Here is a 17,966-nt window from a genome sequence, read left to right on the forward strand (position 1 = left end):
TTAAGCCGCCATCGCGGGCAAGCCCGCTCCCACAGGAGGATTTGTTGCTCACAAAATGTTGGAGTAATCCGCCTCGATCCGATCCAGGCTCAGGTGGTTGAGGAAGTTGGAGAAGCACATCCACGCCGACAGCGCGTTCATGTCGCGGAACTGTTCCGGCAAATACTTGGGTGGCACCACCAGGCCTTCGTCCACCAACTGGCGCAAGGTACGCATGTCTTCCAGGGTGGTCTTGCCGCAAAACAGCAGCGGTATCTGCTCCAGCTTGCCTTTGCGCACGGCCAACTGAATGTAGTTGTAAATCATGATAAAGCCCTTGAGGTAGGACAAGTCTTTGGTAAATGGCAGACCTGTCGGCACCGAACCGCGGAAGACGCGACTGGTGTTGCTGTAGCTCTCGGGCATTTCGAAACCCTGTTCGCGGAAGAACTCGAACACCTGCAGGAAGTCGGCCCCCTCCTCCACCATGTGGATGGCGCGGGTGCGGTTGGTCAGCTTGCGCAGGCGACTGGGGTAAGAGGCGAAGGTGATGATTTCCATCAGGATCGCCAGGCCTTCCTGGGTCACCGTCGACGAGGGCGGCCCCTTGGACAGGAAGGTGCAGATCGGCTGGTTCAGACCGTTAAGCGTAGTGCCGACGTGCACCAGCCCTTCATGGACTTCCAGGGCGCGCACGTCACGCTCGTTGAACATCGCATCGGTTCGGATCTTGATGTAGTCGGCACCGGCCGCCGCATCGGCAACGATCCCGTCGGACTCGAACACCCGAATGGTTTCCTCGGCCTCGCCGAACACCTTGCTCAACCGGTGTTGCAGCATGCTGACGGCATCCTTGGCGGTGAGGATTTTCGGTTCATCCTTGAGGTCGCCGCGACCGTCGATGTTGTTCAGGTAATCGGACAGCATCAGGCCCAGGTCGGACAGCGTCGGGTCACCGGCGTGGAACGCGTCGGAGGCGGCGCCATACAATTCCTGGGAAATCAGGCCGAAATCCTCGGTGCCGCGCGCTTCGAGCATGCGCACCACCATCCGGTATTCCTTGCACATGCGACGCATGATCTGGCCGACCGGGTTGAACTGGCCGAGCTGGCGGGTGATGTCGCGCTCGATGTTCTGGAATTCGAGCTTCACTTTGCTGGAGTCGAACGACAGTGGCCGGTGGAGGTAATAGTCGCGGTCCACCTTCGGCATTTCCTTGCCCTTGGCCTTGAGGAAGCCCTTGCGGATATTGTCGTCCCACTTGACCGCATCGAGGACGCGGATCGGCGTCTGCGCCAGCACAATGCGATCGGACAAAATGCGTATCGACTGCTGGTAATCGTCCACCCGAAACTCCTGTTGAAACCTTAATGTGCTGGATTATTTGGACTTGGCCTGGCGCTGATAGCGTACCGCTTCGACGAACACATCGGAATTGGCCGGATCGTCGAGGTAAGCGGAGACGTGATCCATGTGGCTGTCGATCAACACGCCGTCGCCGTCGTCGGTCTGAAATCCTTCGCCACTGAGCGCTTCTTGCCCGAGGGCCTGCTTGATCTGGTCGAGGTCGAGGTTGTACACCACCAGTTCATGCTTGTCGGTGAGTTCAAACCCGGCAATGGTGTAATGCCCGCCAAACTGCGCCGGCACCTTCGCCGACAGATACCAGCGGCTGCCATGGCGTGACACCGTGAAGGGATAGGCTTCGCGTTCCCTGGGTTTGGCCCGGAAGTAGCTGACCGCCTGATAGCGATTGACGCCGACGCGGGTCAGTTCCAGGTTGAGCGGTTCGCCCCAGGCGTTGGTGCTGGTCCATTTGCCGAGCAACCCTTTGGGCGCCGGCTCGCTCGTGGGCAGCGGATCCTTGAAAGTCACCAGGCAGCCACTGAGCAGCAGGCACGACAAGGCGATCACTACGACACGCCAGGCTTTCATTCAACACTCCCTTTTGAAACGCACGCCATCCCACAGGGGGCAAACGCCCAACCCTTGGGATTAAACCGAAGCCAGCACCAAATGCATATAACGCGTAAGTATGCCGAGCATTTCCTCTTCGGCGGCCGGCTCGGCGTCGTTGAGCAGGCCCTGATATTCCATCCGTCCGATTATAGCCGTCAACACTTTGGCATCCTGTTGTGGCTCGCGCGAGCCCAATACCTGGAAAAGCTGGCAGGAGCCCTGCAGGAGGATTTGCTGGTGCGAACGCACCAACTCAGCCAGGCGCGGGTTCAGCAGCGCTTCCTGGCGGAACGCCTGCTCGGCCATCAAGTGCTCGCGACGGGTGACCAGTTGTCGGTGAACATAGTCGGTCATCAGCCGCGCAATATCGTCGGCCAGCTTCGAACGTGCCTGCGCACTGCCATCGCCACTGGCGATCATGTCCCGCAGCAGGCCTTCGTTGTTCACCCACAACTTGGCCATATAGGCCGCGCTGCGTTCCACATACTGGGCGAAGGTATCGGTGAGCAGGTCATCGATGTCCTTGAAGTAGTAGGTGGTGGCCGACAGCGGGACACCGGCCTCGGCGGCCACCGCCCGGTGACGCACGGCGCGCACGCCGTCGCGCACGACAATGCGCATCGCGGCATCGAGAATCTCCTGTCGACGCTGCTCGCTGCCCTGCCGGCTGGCCTTGCGCCCCTGGTACTGAACACTTTCAGCGACCGCAGTGGCGATACCCGCTGCACCTTCTTGAGCCAATGCATGCTTCACGACGGGAATTCCTCTCTCTACTTCAAAATTAACCATTTGATACGTTTGTACCAGACAGGCAATAAAAAGCCGCCCATTTCAGGCGGCTTTTTAATTGAATCATTTACGCTTGCGGCCGCATGTGCGGGAACAGGATCACGTCGCGGATCGACGGTGAGTTAGTCAGCAACATCACCAGGCGGTCGATGCCGATACCTTCACCGGCCGTCGGCGGCATGCCGTACTCCAGCGCGCGAACGAAGTCGGCGTCGTAGTGCATGGCTTCATCGTCGCCGGCGTCCTTGTCAGCCACCTGTGCCATGAAGCGCTCGGCCTGGTCTTCCGCGTCGTTCAACTCGGAGTAGGCGTTGGCGATTTCACGACCACCGATGAACAGCTCGAAACGGTCGGTGACGTTCGGGTTCTCGTCGTTACGACGAGCCAGCGGCGACACTTCGAACGGGTACTGGGTGATGAAGTGCGGCTGCTCCAGCTTGTGCTCGACCAGCTCTTCGAAAATCATCACTTGCAGCTTGCCCAGGCCTTCGAAGCCCAGCACCTTGGCACCGGCCTTCTTGGCGATGTCACGGGCCTTGTCGATGTCGTTCAGGTCATCGGCGGTCAGCTCGGGGTTGTACTTGAGGATCGAGTCGAACACCGACAGGCGCACGAACGGCTCGCCGAAGTGGAACACCTTGTCGCCATAAGGGACGTCGGTGCTGCCCAGAACCAGCTGCGCCAGTTCACGGAACAGTTCTTCGGTCAGGTCCATGTTGTCTTCGTAGTCGGCGTAGGCCTGGTAGAACTCCAACATGGTGAATTCAGGGTTGTGACGGGTCGAAACGCCTTCGTTACGGAAGTTGCGGTTGATCTCGAACACTTTTTCGAAACCACCGACCACCAGACGCTTGAGGTACAGCTCAGGGGCGATACGCAGGAACATTTCCATGTCCAGTGCATTGTGGTGGGTTTCGAACGGCTTGGCTGCCGCGCCGCCCGGAATGGTTTGCAGCATCGGTGTTTCCACTTCCAGGAAGTCACGCTTCATCAGGAAGCTGCGGATGTGGGCGATGACTTGCGAGCGCACGCGGAACGTCTGGCGCACGTCTTCGTTGACGATCAGGTCAACGTAGCGCTGGCGGTAACGCTGTTCGGTATCGGTCAGGCCGTGGTGCTTGTCCGGCAGCGGACGCAGGGACTTGGTCAGCAGGCGCACGCTGGTCATTTCCACATACAGGTCGCCCTTGCCGGAACGGGCCAGGGTGCCTTCGGCGGCAATGATGTCACCCATGTCCCAGGTTTTCACCGTGGCCAGGGTTTCTTCGGACAGGGTCTTGCGGTTGACGTAGACCTGGATGCGCCCGGTCATGTCCTGGATCACCATGAACGAGCCACGATCGAGCATGATGCGACCTGCAACCTTGACCGGGATCGCCGCCTCTGCCAGCTCTTCCTTGGTCTTGTCCGCGTACTGTTTCTGCAATGCATCGCAGTAGTTTTCGCGGCGGAAGTCGTTGGGGAAGGCATTGCCCTTGGCGCGCTCGGCAGCAAGCTTTTCCTTGCGCAGGGCGATCAGGGAGTTTTCTTCCTGTTGCAGGGCTTGCGGGTCGAGTTGTAGGTCGCTCATGTCTTTAAATATTCCATCACAGGTTCGTTGCCCCCACCGATGGCGGGGGACTTGAGGTCGGACTGACGGCTTAGAGCCCTGATTTCAGGCTGGCCACCAGGTATTCGTCGATGTCGCCGTCGAGCACCTTGTCGCAGTCGCTGCGTTCGATGTTGGTGCGCAGATCCTTGATTCGCGACGCATCGAGTACGTACGAGCGGATCTGATGACCCCAGCCGATATCCGACTTGGTGTCTTCCAGCGCCTGGGAAGCGGCGTTGCGTTTCTGCATTTCCTGCTCGTACAACTTGGCCCGCAGCATTTTCATGGCGGTGTCCTTGTTGGCGTGCTGGGAACGTTCGTTCTGGCAGCTGACCACGGTGTTGGTCGGTACGTGGGTGATACGCACGGCCGAGTCGGTGGTGTTTACGTGCTGACCACCGGCACCGGAGGAACGATAGGTATCGATCCGCAGGTCCGCCGGGTTGATCTCGATTTCCACCTTGTCGTCGATCTCTGGCGAGACGAAAACAGCGGAGAACGAGGTGTGGCGGCGGTTGCCGGAGTCGAACGGACTCTTGCGCACCAGACGGTGCACGCCGATCTCGGTACGCAGCCAGCCAAAGGCGTACTCGCCCTTGATATGCACGGTGGCACCCTTGATCCCGGCGACTTCACCGGCCGACAGCTCCATGATGGTCGCGTCGAAACCGCGTTTGTCAGCCCAGCGCAGGTACATGCGCAGCAGGATGTTGGCCCAGTCCTGGGCCTCGGTACCGCCGGAGCCGGCCTGGATGTCCAGGTAGGCGTTGTTCGGATCCATCTCGCCGCTGAACATGCGACGGAATTCCAGCTTGGCCAGATTTTCTTCGAGGCGGGCCAGTTCGGCGACCACATCGCTCACCGCGCCTTCGTCGTTCTCTTCGACGGCCATGTCCAGCAGGTCGCGGCAATCGGCCAGGCCACCGGACAACTCGTCCAGGGTCTCGACGATCTGCGCCAGCGCAGCACGCTCGCGGCCCAGCTCCTGGGCGTATTCAGGCTTGTTCCAGACACCCGGATCTTCAAGCTCGCGATTGACTTCGATCAGACGCTCATGCTTTTGATCGTAGTCAAAGATACCCCCGAATAGTTTCGGAGCGCTCGGACAGGTCCTTGATGGTGTTCAGGATCGGGTTGATTTCCATGGCGGGCAGCACTCGTAGGCGAACTTTTGAAAGCCGGCGAGTATAACGGCAAACGGCCGCGAACGGCAGTCCGCTTGGCGGCCATGTGTCGAAATCTAGCGTTCAGAGCGGCCCTGAATGCCAGTCGCAGACTGAAATTTTCGAGACGAGCCCATACAGAAGCTTCCGCTTTGTTAGACCTACACTACTTCATAGCACTTATTCACGACTTGATGAATAACTCGATAGATTTGCAGGAAAAAACCTCAATAAAACCGGACCGTTCCTACTTAGTTAGGAATTGCACGACACTTCTGTTCCCCCTATAAATATACAGCGCAAAAAAATCACAGCAGAAAATAGCTTTCACCAACTCCCCACCCTCAGCCATAAATGCAGAACATTTAAAATCCCATACCTGCACATGGACAAATGTCATCGCCACCGACAGATTAAAGGACCTTTTTATGAGACATACCGACAGAATAATAATAGTAGGCTTTGGCAGTATCGCCCAAGCACTTCTACCGTTACTAACAACAAATTACAACGCAGAAATTATTATTTTCGACAAAGAAATCGACCAGATCAGAAAAGATATCGCGAAAGAATATTCTGTAATTTTATACAGAAAATTCATATCCGAAGAAAATTTTCGAGAGATCTTATCACCCCTCCTCACCAGCAGTAGTTTCCTTTTGAATCTGGCCGTATCAGTTTCAAGCACAGCTTTAATTGAACTGGCCCAACGACACAAAACAATATACTTAGATACCTGCATCGAGCCTTGGGAGTACTATAGCCAAGAGAGCAACCTCCTATTGAGCAACCACACCCTAAGAGAGCATTTAAAAAAACAGGAAAAAATTCATACGGGAACAACAGCACTAGTTGCTCACGGCGCAAACCCCGGATTTATTTCCATACTACTAAAAAAAGCAATGCTTGAAATGGCATACACAAACAATATAAATGACACCCCAACAGAACAGTCTGAGTGGGCAAAACTAGCAGCCAAGCTAGGCATACAAGTTATACAGATATCTGAGCGCGATACCCAAATTTGCTCAAGATCTCGCAAACCAGATAACTTTATGTGCACATGGTCAGTTGATGGATTTATTACGGAGTGTTTGCAGCCAGCGGAGATGGGATGGGGATCTCACGAACGAGAAATACCCTTCGGTGCCACAGTCAAAACCCACTCACTAGAGCTTTCCGATCCAGGCCGAGAAGTAAGTGTAAAAAGCTGGTCGCCTAACTACCTAGAGTTTACCGCATTTTTATTAACGCATAATGAGTCGCTATCAATTGCAGAGTACTTAACCCTAGGCGACCCATCAACACCAACATATCGCCCAACTGTCTATTACGCTTACCACCCCTGCGACCAAGCATTAGACTCAATGAAACTTCTCAGCAACGGAAATGAAGATCTAATTGCATCTAGGGAGGTATTAAAAGATGACATAGTTTCGGGCATCGACGAACTCGGTATTTTTTTAATCAGCACAAAATACAAATCATACTGGCTCGGTTCAAATCTTTCGATAGGTAAGGCAAGAAAAATGGCGAAGCACAATAGCGCAACAAGCTTGCAAGTCACCTCGAGCATAGTTGCTGGAATGAAGTGGGCTGAGCAGAATCCCGAATCCGGGGTTCTGGAATCCGAGAATCTCGACTGGCAGTTCATTTACAACTTCGCAGAACCATACTGGCAACCTATAGTTACCCAGGAAACAGACTGGCGACCTAATAACTCTTGCAAGGAGTTAACATTTAAAAATTTTCGAACACCCTCTCAAGACTAAAATAAAAAATCGATGGAGTTTAAAGAAATGGATTACATAAAAACAATTAGCAAAACCAATACCCGCTCTACCCCCGACGCTGCGGTAGTATTGGCAAACTTCAGATTCCCTCACACCCAGCTAAGTGACATCCAACGGCTTGAATGGAAGGAAGTATTGTTCGACTCAATAATCACAGAGTACGATGCCCGGCGCCTTTATTGGCACCTAAAAACGCAATATCCGATTTACTTCGCTTCATTGACAGACGTGCTAAATCCGTGGCTCAGGGATGAAATTGACCACGCTTATGGATTTTCCGTGATCTATTCATCTTACACCGGCATTCCGCTCGACCAAGTAGTAGTAGAAGCTGAAATCCGCCAACCGGATTTCAGCATAATTAATACAATTACTGACGATGCATTCAAGCTTCTTGTCATGTTGGCTTATGACGAAATCATTACTACTCACGTTTATCATCGCAGCATAATCAAATACGACCAATTCAACTGCGGACAGCTTTCGACCTGGATCAGAAAGACAAAAAAAGATGAAATTTCTCATTTTTTCTCTTTTGTGAAAAAAGCTAAAGAGCTATTCCCTGACAGAACAGATGAGACACACTCCATACTTGAGGAAATTTTCAACATAGACTTTGAAAAAAATACTTATTCCGGAACATTTGTCCTCGATCACAATACTCCTGACTTCCCCATCTCCAAACATGAAATCAGGAGCCTAATAATACCCGCCATCGTAAAAAAATTTAACGAATGAGACATCATCCTTCAGGAGTTAAATAAATGAATCGAGCTTTTCTCGCCAAAAGACATTGGAGTTCCAGGACTATTTTCAAGAACATTTCCGAAAGCGGTTGGAAAAACCCGGGAATCGAACTTAAGTACCAGAGCTTTTTCATGGCGGATCTATTCTCAGAATACGACTCCGTGAACCTCTACCACCACCTACACCCTCGGAGGGGAAAATTCTCGTCCTACTTTGTACAGTACTTGGATTTATGGTTCGCAGACGAAAGAAATCATGCCGACGGCTTCTTTGAACTCAACCGCCTATTATTTGGCTCAAGCGAAGAACAGCTTATTGACCAACTTAAGATCAGAACTGCAAACTTCGAAAACATGGAAAAAATACTTTCCAGCGAATTCAGTCTTTTACTCATGTTCGCATACGACGAATATGCTTCGGTTAAAACATACAGAAAAGACACATTCTATAGTGAGTTCGGACATCCTTTATTCAACACTTGGATAAAAAACCTAATAGCAGACGAAGCAATACATTTTGGAAACGCGATTAAAATCCTAAAAAACAATCATGCAGCACAGTTAGGCATGGCTGAAGACACACTTAGAAGCATAGTAAAATTTGAAAATATAGCTTACCAGAACACCTTCCTTTTTGATCACGACGGCCCTCACTTCCTCCTTGACGCCGCAGAACTTGGGAACACCATTATTGAGACTATATTATCAGCCTTGGCAAAAGGCCGAACATGAAAAACCACTCTTATATGGTAGCAGCCCTGACACTTATGGTTATAGGCGAAATCCTAACCATCTACAGTGAGGTATACGCGTCAAAACTCCCCGGACGCCCATCGGAGACTCCATTAATATTTCTGAAGCCCATAATACTTATCAGTATCGCTGGCATATGCCTGATTTTTGCGTACTGGCTTGGTTATCAAGCCACCGGAAATATCTGGATCGTGACAGTAGCTTCCCTAACGCTTCTGCTTATTCTTGAGCCTATTGTTATATACGCCATGCTGAAAGAGTTACCGGAAAGAGGCGCTCTGATTGGTTTCATTCTGGGCGCCACTGGGTTAATCGCTACCGTTGCACTCTGAATAAATCAAAGGAAAAAACATGTTGAACGAAAAACAGATAGCAAGCTGCACTGTGTGCGGATACGAGTATGATCCAATAATCGGTGATCCTGAAAACGGAATACCGCCAGGTACACTCTGGGAAGATGTTCATGATGATTGGCTGTGCCCGGATTGCCAGATGCCCAAAGCAGACTTTGAGCTTGTGTCGCTAAACAGCGCACCAGTAGACAGTTAAATCATTATCAAAAGCTGACAGAATTATTCCCAGCCCACCGGAAATAATTTGTCAGCTATTCCTAACTAACTATCGATGATTATATGCCCTGGCAATCCATACAAAAACTCGTCAGCCTATCCCCACCTGATTGCGCCCATTGTTCTTGGCCAGGTACAGCCCTTTGTCCGCCGCCGAGATCAACTCCCGGCAATTGCCGCCCGCTTTCGGGGTGATGGTCGCCAGGCCGATGCTGATGGTCAGGCTTGAACCTTCGGTCGGGGAGCTGTGCGGGATCTTCAGGGCCTCAACGGTCATGCGCAGCTTCTCCGCCACCAAACGCGCGCCGCCTTGAGAGGTGTTGGGCAGCACCAGGGCGAACTCTTCACCGCCGTAGCGGGCCGGCAGGTCGGACGGCCTGGCACTCGCGTCACGGATGGCCGTGGCGACCTTGCGCAGGGCTTCATCGCCTTCCAGGTGGCCGAAGGTGTCGTTATAAGCCTTGAAGTAGTCCACATCGATCATCAACAGCGACAATTGGCTTTGTTCTCGCAGCGAACGCCGCCACTCCAGTTCCATGTACTCGTCGAAATGCCGGCGATTGGACAACCCGGTCAGGCCATCGGAGTTCATCAGCCGTTGCAGCACCAGATTGGTATCGAGCAACTGCTGCTGGCTGACCCGCAGCGCGCGATAGGCCGCATCACGCTGCAGCAACGTCATGTAGGAGCGTGAGTGATAGCGAATGCGCGCCACCAGTTCGATGTTGTCCGGCAGTTTTACCAGGTAATCATTGGCGCCGGCGGCAAACGCCGCGCTCTTGACCAACGGGTCTTCCTTGGTCGACAGGACAATGATCGGGATGTCCTTGGTCGCCGGGTGATTGCGGTATTCGCGCACCAGGCTCAAACCGTCAAGACCGGGCATGACCAGATCTTGCAGGATCACCGTCGGCTTGATGCGCACCGCATGGGCAATGGCCTGGTGTGGATCAGCGCAGAAGTGGAAATCGATGTTTTCTTCGTTCGACAACCCGCGCCGTACTGCCTCGCCGATCATCGCCTGATCGTCCACCAACAACACCATGGCGGCATTTTCGTCAGTCTTGAAGTCGTCGAGCTGTAATTCATTCATGTGCGTTCACCTGAGAACTGCCTGTGTCAGGATTGCTGCCAAGAGTAGTCATTTTGGGAAGATCTCCAGCAATCGTGGCGCTATCTTTTCCAGCGGGCGTATTTCCACGGCGGCATCGATGGCCGCGGCCGCCTTCGGCATGCCATACACCGCACTGCTGTTTTGGTCTTGTGCGATGGTCAGGTAGCCCTGCTGGCGCATGAGTTTAAGCCCCTGCGCGCCATCACGCCCCATGCCGGTGAGCAAAACGCCGACCGCATCGCCGTTCCAGTAACTGGCCACGCTTTCGAAAAACACATCGATCGAGGGCCGATAGATTTCGTTGACCGGTTCGGCGGTGTAAGCCAGGGTGCCGTTTTTCAATAAACGAATGTGGTGATTGGTGCCGGCCAGCAACACTGTGCCGCTTTGCGGCGTTTCACCTTCTTTGGCCAGACGTACATTCAGGCCACTGGCGCTGCCGAGCCATTCGGCCATGCCGGCGGCAAACACCTGGTCAACATGCTGCACCAGCACAATGGCGGCGGAAAAATCCCGTGGCAGGCCCTTGAGCAGGACCTCCAGCGCCGCCGGCCCGCCCGCGGAGGAGCCAATGGCGATCAGCCGCTGGCGCGAAGCCGAGCTGCGCAGCGGGCTCGGTGCGCTGGGTGCCTGCTTGCCCTTATCGCCGATCAGCCAGCCGATATTCATGATCTTGCGCAACAACGGTGCCGCCGCTTCCTGGGCATTGCCGGCACCGAGGGCCGGGGTGTCGACCACATCCAGAGCGCCGTGGCCCATGGCTTCGAACACCCGATGCACGTTCTGCTGGCGATCAACCGTGACGATGACGATGGCGCAGGGCGTTTCGGCCATGATCCGCCGGGTCGCTTCCACCCCGTCCATCACCGGCATGATCAGGTCCATCAGGATCAGGTCCGGCGTCTGCTCGGCGCATTTTTGCACCGCCTCCTTGCCGTTGCCGGCGACCCAGATCACTTCATGCGCCGGCTCGAAGGCCAGTGCGCGACGCAAGGCTTCCACGGCCATGGGCATGTCATTGACGATTGCGATTTTCATGCCCGCGCTCCTCCTATGAGCTCAACCACTGCATCGAGCAGGGCGTCGTCATGAAAACTGGCTTTGGCTAGATAATAGTCGGCTCCGGCGTCCAGTCCACGACGGCGGTCCTCTTCACGATCCTTGTAGGACACCACCATCACCGGCAGCGATTGCAGGCGGTTGTCCCGGCGCAGCAATGACACCAGTTCGATGCCGTCCATGCGCGGCATATCAATGTCGGTGATCAGCAGATCGAAATCCTCCGAACGCAAGGCATTCCAGCCATCCATGCCATCGACCGCCACGGCCACGTCGTAGCCGCGGTTGAGCAACAACTTGCGCTGCAATTCGCGCACGGTCAGGGAATCGTCCACCACCAGAACCCGCTTGCGGGCCGCTTCAGCCACTTGGTTACTGTGCCGGGCAATGCGCTCCAGGCGCCCGGTGTTGAGCAGTTTGTCCACCGAGCGCAGCATGTCCTCGACATCGACGATCAACACCACCGATCCGTCGTCGAGCAGGGCCCCGGCAGATATGTCCTGGACCTTGCCCAGTCGCTCATCCAGCGGCAGCACCACCAGGGTCCGCTCACCGATAAAGCGCTCGACCGCCACGCCATAGATCGCATCGCGCTCGCGAATCACCACGACCTTCAGGGTCTGCTGGCTACCCTGGCTCGCCGGGCGTTGCAACAACTGGCTGGCGGCGACCAGCCCGACGTGCCGGCCTTCATGCCAGAAATGCTGGCGCCCCTCGACCTGCACGATGTCCGCCGGTTCCAGATCGCACATGCGTTCGATGTGGGCCAACGGGAAGGCATAGGCCTCGTCGCCGACCTCCACCACCAGGCTGCGCACCACCGACAAGGTCAGCGGCACCTCGAGATGGAAACGACTGCCCTCGCCCGCCGTCTGCTCCAGCACCACCGCACCGTGCAACTGACGGACCATGTGCTGCACCGCGTCCAGGCCGACACCGCGTCCGGAGACTTCGGTGACGGTTTCGCGCAGACTGAAACCCGGCAGGAACAGGAACGTCAGCAACTCTTCTTCACTCAACTGCGCGGCAGTCTCGGGCGGCGACAACTGGCGTTCAATGATGCTGCGGCGGACCTTTTCCAGATCGACGCCGTTGCCGTCATCGCTGAGTTCGAGTACCAACAACCCAGCCTGATGGGAAGCGCGCAAGCGGATCAGCCCTTCTTCCGGTTTGCCGGCCAACAGCCGCTGCTGCGGGCTTTCAATTCCGTGATCGACCGCATTGCGCAGCAAGTGTGTCAATGGAGCTTCGAGCTTCTCCAACACGTCGCGGTCAACCTGGGTTTTTTCGCCCTCAATCTCCAGCCGCACCTGTTTACCGAGGCTACGGCCCAGATCGCGGACCATCCGCACTTGCCCGGTCAATACGTCGGCGAACGGCCGCATGCGACAGGCCAGGGCCGTGTCATACAGCACTTGCGCGCGCTGGCTGGCCTGCCAGGCGAACTCGTCCAGTTCGGCGTTTTTCTCCACCAGCAATTGCTGGGATTCGGCCAGCAACCGGCGTGCGTCATCGAGGGCTTCCCGGGCTTCGAGGCTCAGCGCATGGTCCTTGAGATGGACGTTGAGGTTTTCCAGCGCCCGCAGCCCGTTGTTCTGCATGCGCTTGAGACGCTGCATGGTGGCCAGGTGCGGTTTGAGCCGCAGGGTTTCCACCAGGGATTTGCTCGACAGATCGAGCAGGCTGTTCAACCGTTCGGCCGTGACGCGCAGCACGCGTTCGCCGTTTTCGGCCGTGCGTCGGGTCTTTTTCGGCGCAACCACCGGCTCGGCAGGCAGCGGTTCCACGACCGTGGCGAGTTCCTCAACGTTGGGCGCGGGCGCTTCCAGTTGCAGCTCAGCCATCAGCGACGTGGCCGCTGCGATGGTGGCTATGGCAGCGGCTGCCGGATCGAGCAAGCGTGCCATCAGGGCGACATACGCTTCGATGACCGCAGGCTCCGGCGCGTTGTTCGGTGTCGCAATGCGCATCAGCAGATCGGTGCCTTGCAGCAACGCATCGATGTGTTCGGGGCGCAGGTACAGCCGCCCTTCCTGGGCGCTGACCAGGCAATCCTCCATGACATGGGCAACGCTGACCCCGGCATCGACACCGACAATCCGTGCCGCGCCCTTGAGCGAGTGCGCCGCACGCATGCACGATTCGAGCTGATCGGCCAGGGTCGGGTCACGTTCCAGCGCCAGCAGGCCCGCGCTCAGCACCTGGGTCTGGGCTTCGGCTTCCAGGCTGAACAGTTCCAGCAAAGAGGCGTCACGCATTTGCTCGGGGGTCATGACAGGCTCCGGGTCACGGCGGACAACAGCTGTTCTTCATCCAGCCAACGCAGGCTGCGACCTTTGATGGGCAGCACGCCACGGGTGTATTTGGCACTGGCCTGGGTGCCGGAACGTGACGCCGCTTCGAGGATGCGCTCATCGATAGCGTGAATCCCGTCCACTTCGTCCACCGGCACCACCACCGGCCCTCCATTGGCAGCGATGATCAACATGCGCGGCATAATCCGCGTGTCGGAAGGCACGCTGCCGGCACCGTCGAGCCCCAGCAACTCCACCAGCGACAGGCACGCCACCAACGCACCCCGTACGTTCGCTACCCCGAGCAAGGCCCGGGAGCGCTGGTGCGGCAGCGAGTGAATGGCCTGCTGCGGCGCCACTTCCACCAGCGTGCGTGTGGCCAGCCCCAGCCATTCTTCGCCAAGGCGGAACATCAGTAACGAGCGGGTTTTCACCTCGCTTTCGACCGATGCGGACAGGTGTGCGCGATCTTCCTGCTGCAACGCGTAACGATCCAGCAGGCGCGTCGCGGCGGCCGAGTACACCGCGCAATTGCGGCAATGAATGTGTTCGATCAACAGTGGGCAGGACTTGTCGCCATGGATACCCATGCGGTTCCAGCAATCGTCGATGGCCTGTGCATCTTCATGGGTGACGCTAAAGGTGTCGGAGGCGATCATCGTTTACGCTCACTGTCGGCGGCGCGCTCGCTGCGGGCGGCGCGGTCCTGCAATCGTCTGGCACCCACGGTGTCGCCCTGGGATTGCAGCAAGGCGGCCAAGTGCATCAACGCGTCGGGATGTTGCGGTTCGAGGTACAACGCCTTGCGATAAAAACCCTGGGCTTCAAGGACGCTGCCGGCGACATCGCTGAGCAACCCCAGCCAGTAAAACACCTGGGCCACGGGCTCATGGCTGCGCAGATAAATCTCGCAAGCGGCACGGGCCTCGGCACTTTTGCCTTCGTTGGCCAGCGCGGCGATATTCGCCAGCAGTGCGGCGGCATCGGAGCCACCCGGCTTCACCGCAGGCACCGACCGCGCAATGCTCGCAAACGGGCGCCGGGCGACCGGTGGCATCACCACATTGCGCACCGGTTGCGGCACCGGCAAAGGCACAGGTCTTGGTGTAGACATATGTGTAGCAACGAATGCCGGGCCAGGCTCTGGGTCCACAGCACTCTGGCGACTGAAGGCAAAAGACTGCGGGATGCCGATCGAGCGCATGCCCAGACGACCCAGCAGACTGCCTTCGGCCGGGCCGATAAATAGCACACCATCGAGATGGGTCAGGCGCTTGAGGACTTCGAACACCTGCTTTTGCGTCGGCAGATCGAAGTAGATCAGCAGGTTGCGGCAGAACACGAAGTCATAGGGCGATTCATTGGCGAGCAGGCCTGGGTCGAGCAGATTGCCGACTTGCAAACGTACTTGCTCCAACACCCGACCACTAAGGCGATAGCCGTCGTTTTCAGCAGTGAAATAGCGGTCGCGATAGGCGATGTCCTGCCCGCGAAACGAGTTCTTGCCGTAGAGCGCACGCTGGGCCTTTTCCACCGATATCGGGCTGACGTCCATGCCTTCGACCTTGAACTGGTGCGGCTTGAACCCGGCATCCAGCAGCGCCATGGCAATCGAGTACGGCTCTTCGCCGGTGGAGCAGGGCAAGCTGAGAATCCGCAGGGCGCGCATGTTGTTGATGTCGGCCAGGCGTCTGGTCGCCAGCTTCGCCAAGGTCGCGAAGGATTCCGGGTAACGGAAAAACCAGGTCTCCGGGACGATCACCGCCTCGATCAGCGCTTGTTGCTCGTCGTGGGAGCCCTGCAAGGTGCGCCAGTATTCGTCGGCCGTTTGCACCAGGGACGCGGTGCTGCGCTGGCGCACCGCGCGCTCGATGATCGCCGGGCCGACCGACGTCACGTCGAGGCCGATACGTTCCTTGAGAAAGTCGAAAAACCGCTGATCGCTGCTCATGACCGTTCCTCTATCAGCGCCGGATCAAACGGTGGTGACGGAAACAGCAATGCACGCACCTGATCGTCCAGAAGATCGGCGACCCGCACCCATTGCAGCAGCCCTTGCGCATCTTCACGAACAGGCCCGAGGTAGGGTGCCCGGGGATTGTCCAGCCCGTAAGGCTGAAATTCCGCAGGGTTGCAGCGCAAAGTGTCGGTGGCCTGTTCCAGAATCAGCCCAAGCAATTGCGCCTGCGCACGTTCATCCGCACGGTAATGCACCAGCACCAGTCGAGTGCTGGTGCGCGCCTGGGCCGGCGTGCCAAAGGTCAGCGCGCTGAGGTCGAGTACCGGCACCACCGCACCACGCCAGGCAAATACCCCGGCCACCCAGTGCGGCGCGTGGGCAATCGGCTTCAAGGGCAGACGTGGCAGTACTTCCGCCACCTCGATCGCTTGCAAGGCATAGCGCTCGCGACCGATGCGGAACACCAGAAACAACGCGTGCAACGCCTGCTTCACGGCAGTGCGTTTGGCCGTCAGTTCGCTCATCAGACTTTGAATCGCGAAACGCCGCTGCGCAGCCCGACGGCCACCTGGCTCAGTTCGTCGATGGCGAAACTGGCCTGGCGCAGGGATTCGACGGTCTGGCTGCTGGCATCACCCAATTGCACCAGCGCATGGTTGATCTGCTCGGCGCCGGTGGCCTGGGCTTGCATGCCCTCGTTGACCATCAACACCCGCGGCGCCAGTGCCTGCACCTGATGGATGATCTGCGACAACTGTTCACCGACCTGCTGCACTTCGGACATGCCGCGGCGCACTTCTTCGGAGAACTTGTCCATGCCCATCACCCCGGCCGACACCGCCGACTGGATCTCCCGCACCATCTGTTCGATGTCATAGGTGGCGACGGCGGTCTGGTCCGCCAGGCGCCGCACCTCGGTGGCGACCACGGCAAAACCGCGACCATATTCACCGGCCTTCTCGGCCTCGATGGCGGCGTTGAGCGAGAGCAGATTGGTCTGGTCGGCGACCTTGACGATGGTCACTACCACTTGGTTGATGTTGCCGGCCTTCTCGTTGAGGATCGCCAGTTTGGCGTTGACCAGGTCGGCTGCACCCATCACCGAATGCATGGTTTCTTCCATGCGGGCCAGGCCCTGTTGCCCGGTACCGGCAGCGACCGACGCCTGATCGGCAGCAGTGGAGACTTCGGTCATGGTGCGTACCAGGTCCCGGGAGGTGGCGGCGATTTCCCGGGAGGTTGCGCCGATCTCGGTGGTGGTGGCGGCGGTTTCGGTGGCGGTGGCCTGTTGTTGCTTGGAGGTGGCGGCGATCTCGGTAACCGACGTGGTGACCTGCACCGAGGAGCGCTGGGCCTGGGACACCAGCGAGGTCAGCTCGGTCATCATGTCGTTGAAGCCGGTTTCCACGGCGCCGAACTCATCCTTGCGCTCCAGGTTCAGGCGACGGCTGAGGTCGCCAGTGCGCATCACTTCGAGGATCTGCACGATGCGGTTCATCGGCGCCATGATCGCGCGCATCAGCAACAGGCCGCACAGGCCGGCGGCCAGTACCGCGATCAGCAAGGAAATGCCCATGATGACTTTGGCGGTGAGTACCGCGTCGTCGATGGCCGCAATATCCTTATCGGCCACGGCCTTATTGTGAAGCAGGATCTCATAGAGCTTCACTCGACCCGCCGTCCAGGCCGGTGTCAGCTCTTCTTTGAACATCTTGATGGCATCCGCGTCCTGATTGCGCTTATGCAAATCGATCACAGCATTCAGAATCCGGTGGTATTCCTCATGGGACTTCTGGAACGCAGCGTACTCGATCCTGTCTTCATCATCGGCGATTGTCTGGCGATAGAGTTCCATCTGCTCTTGCAGACGCGCGGCAAAACCCTTGAAGTCCGCGGCATCTTCATTGTTGAAGCCCTGCCCTTCTTCAAGACCCAGCATGGCTTGTATCCGCAGATAACTGTCGGACCAGGCGCCGCGAATCATCGAACTGTAGAACAACCCCGGCAGCGCATCCTCACGCACGCTCGCTTCGTTGGTTTCGATCTTCAACAGCCGCGAGTAAGAAACGACCACCATCAGCAACATGATGGCGATGATGACCGCAAAACTCGCCAAAATGCGTTGGCGCAACGTCCAGTTCTTCACAGGCTGTCCTCGGGGGGGATTCGAAATGCGGGGGAGTATAGCCGAGGGCGG

The 17,966-nt window shown here is 57.0% G+C and carries 17 protein-coding genes; 5 read left to right on the plus strand and 12 right to left on the minus strand.

From position 1 onward, the window contains the following. Positions 1 to 48: 48 nt before the first annotated feature. From FFS64_RS06745 to prfB, 5 genes are all read right to left on the minus strand, one after another. Complete coding sequence (locus FFS64_RS06745; RefSeq protein WP_137804711.1) at positions 49 to 1,326, minus strand: flavohemoglobin expression-modulating QEGLA motif protein; 1,278 nt, start codon at positions 1,324 to 1,326, stop codon at positions 49 to 51. 33 nt (positions 1,327 to 1,359) lie between these two features. Then, positions 1,360 to 1,914: a hypothetical protein gene (locus FFS64_RS06750; protein ID WP_137804712.1), complete on the minus strand. Its 555-nt coding sequence runs from the start codon at positions 1,912 to 1,914 to the stop codon at positions 1,360 to 1,362. A 60-nt stretch (positions 1,915 to 1,974) separates the two neighbouring features. After that, the gene (locus FFS64_RS06755; protein ID WP_256590339.1) at positions 1,975 to 2,679 is read right to left on the minus strand and encodes a TetR/AcrR family transcriptional regulator; all 705 of its coding nucleotides are present in this window, start codon (positions 2,677 to 2,679) and stop codon (positions 1,975 to 1,977) included. 115 nt (positions 2,680 to 2,794) lie between these two features. Next, entirely contained in the window at positions 2,795 to 4,297 is a 1,503-nt protein-coding gene (lysS, locus tag FFS64_RS06760; RefSeq protein ID WP_137804714.1) for a lysine--tRNA ligase, read from the minus strand. A 70-nt stretch (positions 4,298 to 4,367) separates the two neighbouring features. After that, positions 4,368 to 5,463 (minus strand): peptide chain release factor 2 gene (gene prfB, locus FFS64_RS06765; protein WP_137804715.1). Its coding sequence is split into 2 segments (ribosomal slippage): positions 4,368 to 5,390 and positions 5,392 to 5,463, totalling 1,095 coding nucleotides; the frame shifts between segments, so codons are not numbered across the junction. Positions 5,464 to 5,909: 446 nt separating this feature from the next. Between prfB and FFS64_RS06770 the strand changes: the two genes are divergently transcribed. From FFS64_RS06770 to FFS64_RS06790, 5 genes are read left to right on the plus strand one after another with little or no spacing between them, the layout of a single operon-like run. Beyond that, entirely contained in the window at positions 5,910 to 7,253 is a 1,344-nt protein-coding gene (locus tag FFS64_RS06770) for a saccharopine dehydrogenase C-terminal domain-containing protein (protein ID WP_137804716.1), read from the plus strand. Positions 7,254 to 7,280: 27 nt separating this feature from the next. Beyond that, entirely contained in the window at positions 7,281 to 8,012 is a 732-nt protein-coding gene (locus FFS64_RS06775; RefSeq protein ID WP_137804717.1) for a ferritin-like domain-containing protein, read from the plus strand. Between the two features lie 26 nt (positions 8,013 to 8,038). Further along, entirely contained in the window at positions 8,039 to 8,752 is a 714-nt protein-coding gene (locus tag FFS64_RS31235; RefSeq protein WP_256660413.1) for a hypothetical protein, read from the plus strand. 14 nt (positions 8,753 to 8,766) lie between these two features. Next, positions 8,767 to 9,105: a hypothetical protein gene (locus FFS64_RS31620; protein WP_137804882.1), complete on the plus strand. Its 339-nt coding sequence runs from the start codon at positions 8,767 to 8,769 to the stop codon at positions 9,103 to 9,105. 19 nt (positions 9,106 to 9,124) lie between these two features. After that, positions 9,125 to 9,322, plus strand: a complete 198-nt coding sequence (locus tag FFS64_RS06790) for a rubredoxin (protein ID WP_137804718.1) — start codon at positions 9,125 to 9,127, stop codon at positions 9,320 to 9,322. Between the two features lie 111 nt (positions 9,323 to 9,433). Here the strand turns inward: FFS64_RS06790 and FFS64_RS06795 are convergent, their stop codons facing one another. From FFS64_RS06795 to FFS64_RS06825, 7 genes are read right to left on the minus strand one after another with little or no spacing between them, the layout of a single operon-like run. Further along, entirely contained in the window at positions 9,434 to 10,435 is a 1,002-nt protein-coding gene (locus FFS64_RS06795) for a PleD family two-component system response regulator (protein WP_137804719.1), read from the minus strand. A 48-nt stretch (positions 10,436 to 10,483) separates the two neighbouring features. Then, positions 10,484 to 11,494, minus strand: a complete 1,011-nt coding sequence (locus tag FFS64_RS06800; protein WP_137804720.1) for a chemotaxis response regulator protein-glutamate methylesterase — start codon at positions 11,492 to 11,494, stop codon at positions 10,484 to 10,486. After that, the gene (locus FFS64_RS06805; RefSeq protein ID WP_137804721.1) at positions 11,491 to 13,788 is read right to left on the minus strand and encodes a hybrid sensor histidine kinase/response regulator; all 2,298 of its coding nucleotides are present in this window, start codon (positions 13,786 to 13,788) and stop codon (positions 11,491 to 11,493) included. The genes FFS64_RS06800 and FFS64_RS06805 overlap by 4 nt, the downstream gene beginning before the upstream one ends. After that, positions 13,785 to 14,468 (minus strand): chemotaxis protein CheW, encoded by a 684-nt coding sequence (locus FFS64_RS06810; RefSeq protein WP_137804722.1) that lies wholly within the window; start codon positions 14,466 to 14,468, stop codon positions 13,785 to 13,787. Before FFS64_RS06810 ends, FFS64_RS06805 begins: the two co-directional genes overlap by 4 nt. Further along, a complete protein-coding gene (locus FFS64_RS06815) occupies positions 14,465 to 15,760 on the minus strand; it encodes a CheR family methyltransferase (RefSeq protein ID WP_137804723.1) in 1,296 nt (431 codons plus the stop codon). The genes FFS64_RS06810 and FFS64_RS06815 overlap by 4 nt, the downstream gene beginning before the upstream one ends. Next, positions 15,757 to 16,293 (minus strand): chemotaxis protein CheW, encoded by a 537-nt coding sequence (locus FFS64_RS06820; RefSeq protein ID WP_137804724.1) that lies wholly within the window; start codon positions 16,291 to 16,293, stop codon positions 15,757 to 15,759. Before FFS64_RS06820 ends, FFS64_RS06815 begins: the two co-directional genes overlap by 4 nt. Beyond that, positions 16,293 to 17,915, minus strand: coding sequence for a methyl-accepting chemotaxis protein (locus FFS64_RS06825; RefSeq protein WP_137804725.1), 1,623 nt, complete (start codon positions 17,913 to 17,915; stop codon positions 16,293 to 16,295). Before FFS64_RS06825 ends, FFS64_RS06820 begins: the two co-directional genes overlap by 1 nt. Positions 17,916 to 17,966 lie beyond the last annotated feature (51 nt).

The organism is Pseudomonas sp. G(2018), assembly GCF_005502415.1.
Lineage (GTDB): Bacteria > Pseudomonadota > Gammaproteobacteria > Pseudomonadales > Pseudomonadaceae > Aquipseudomonas.

Coding starts and splice junctions, on each gene's coding strand:
- FFS64_RS06770 (WP_137804716.1), top strand. CDS start 5,910: ATGAGACATACCGACAGAATAATAATAGTAGGCTTTGGCAGTATCGCC.
- FFS64_RS06750 (WP_137804712.1), bottom strand. CDS start 1,914: ATGAAAGCCTGGCGTGTCGTAGTGATCGCCTTGTCGTGCCTGCTGCTC.
- FFS64_RS06800 (WP_137804720.1), bottom strand. CDS start 11,494: ATGAAAATCGCAATCGTCAATGACATGCCCATGGCCGTGGAAGCCTTG.
- FFS64_RS31235 (WP_256660413.1), top strand. CDS start 8,039: ATGAATCGAGCTTTTCTCGCCAAAAGACATTGGAGTTCCAGGACTATT.
- FFS64_RS06820 (WP_137804724.1), bottom strand. CDS start 16,293: ATGAGCGAACTGACGGCCAAACGCACTGCCGTGAAGCAGGCGTTGCAC.
- FFS64_RS06815 (WP_137804723.1), bottom strand. CDS start 15,760: ATGAGCAGCGATCAGCGGTTTTTCGACTTTCTCAAGGAACGTATCGGC.
- FFS64_RS06775 (WP_137804717.1), top strand. CDS start 7,281: ATGGATTACATAAAAACAATTAGCAAAACCAATACCCGCTCTACCCCC.
- FFS64_RS06810 (WP_137804722.1), bottom strand. CDS start 14,468: ATGATCGCCTCCGACACCTTTAGCGTCACCCATGAAGATGCACAGGCC.
- FFS64_RS31620 (WP_137804882.1), top strand. CDS start 8,767: ATGGTAGCAGCCCTGACACTTATGGTTATAGGCGAAATCCTAACCATC.
- FFS64_RS06805 (WP_137804721.1), bottom strand. CDS start 13,788: ATGACCCCCGAGCAAATGCGTGACGCCTCTTTGCTGGAACTGTTCAGC.
- FFS64_RS06795 (WP_137804719.1), bottom strand. CDS start 10,435: ATGAATGAATTACAGCTCGACGACTTCAAGACTGACGAAAATGCCGCC.
- FFS64_RS06790 (WP_137804718.1), top strand. CDS start 9,125: ATGTTGAACGAAAAACAGATAGCAAGCTGCACTGTGTGCGGATACGAG.
- lysS (WP_137804714.1), bottom strand. CDS start 4,297: ATGAGCGACCTACAACTCGACCCGCAAGCCCTGCAACAGGAAGAAAAC.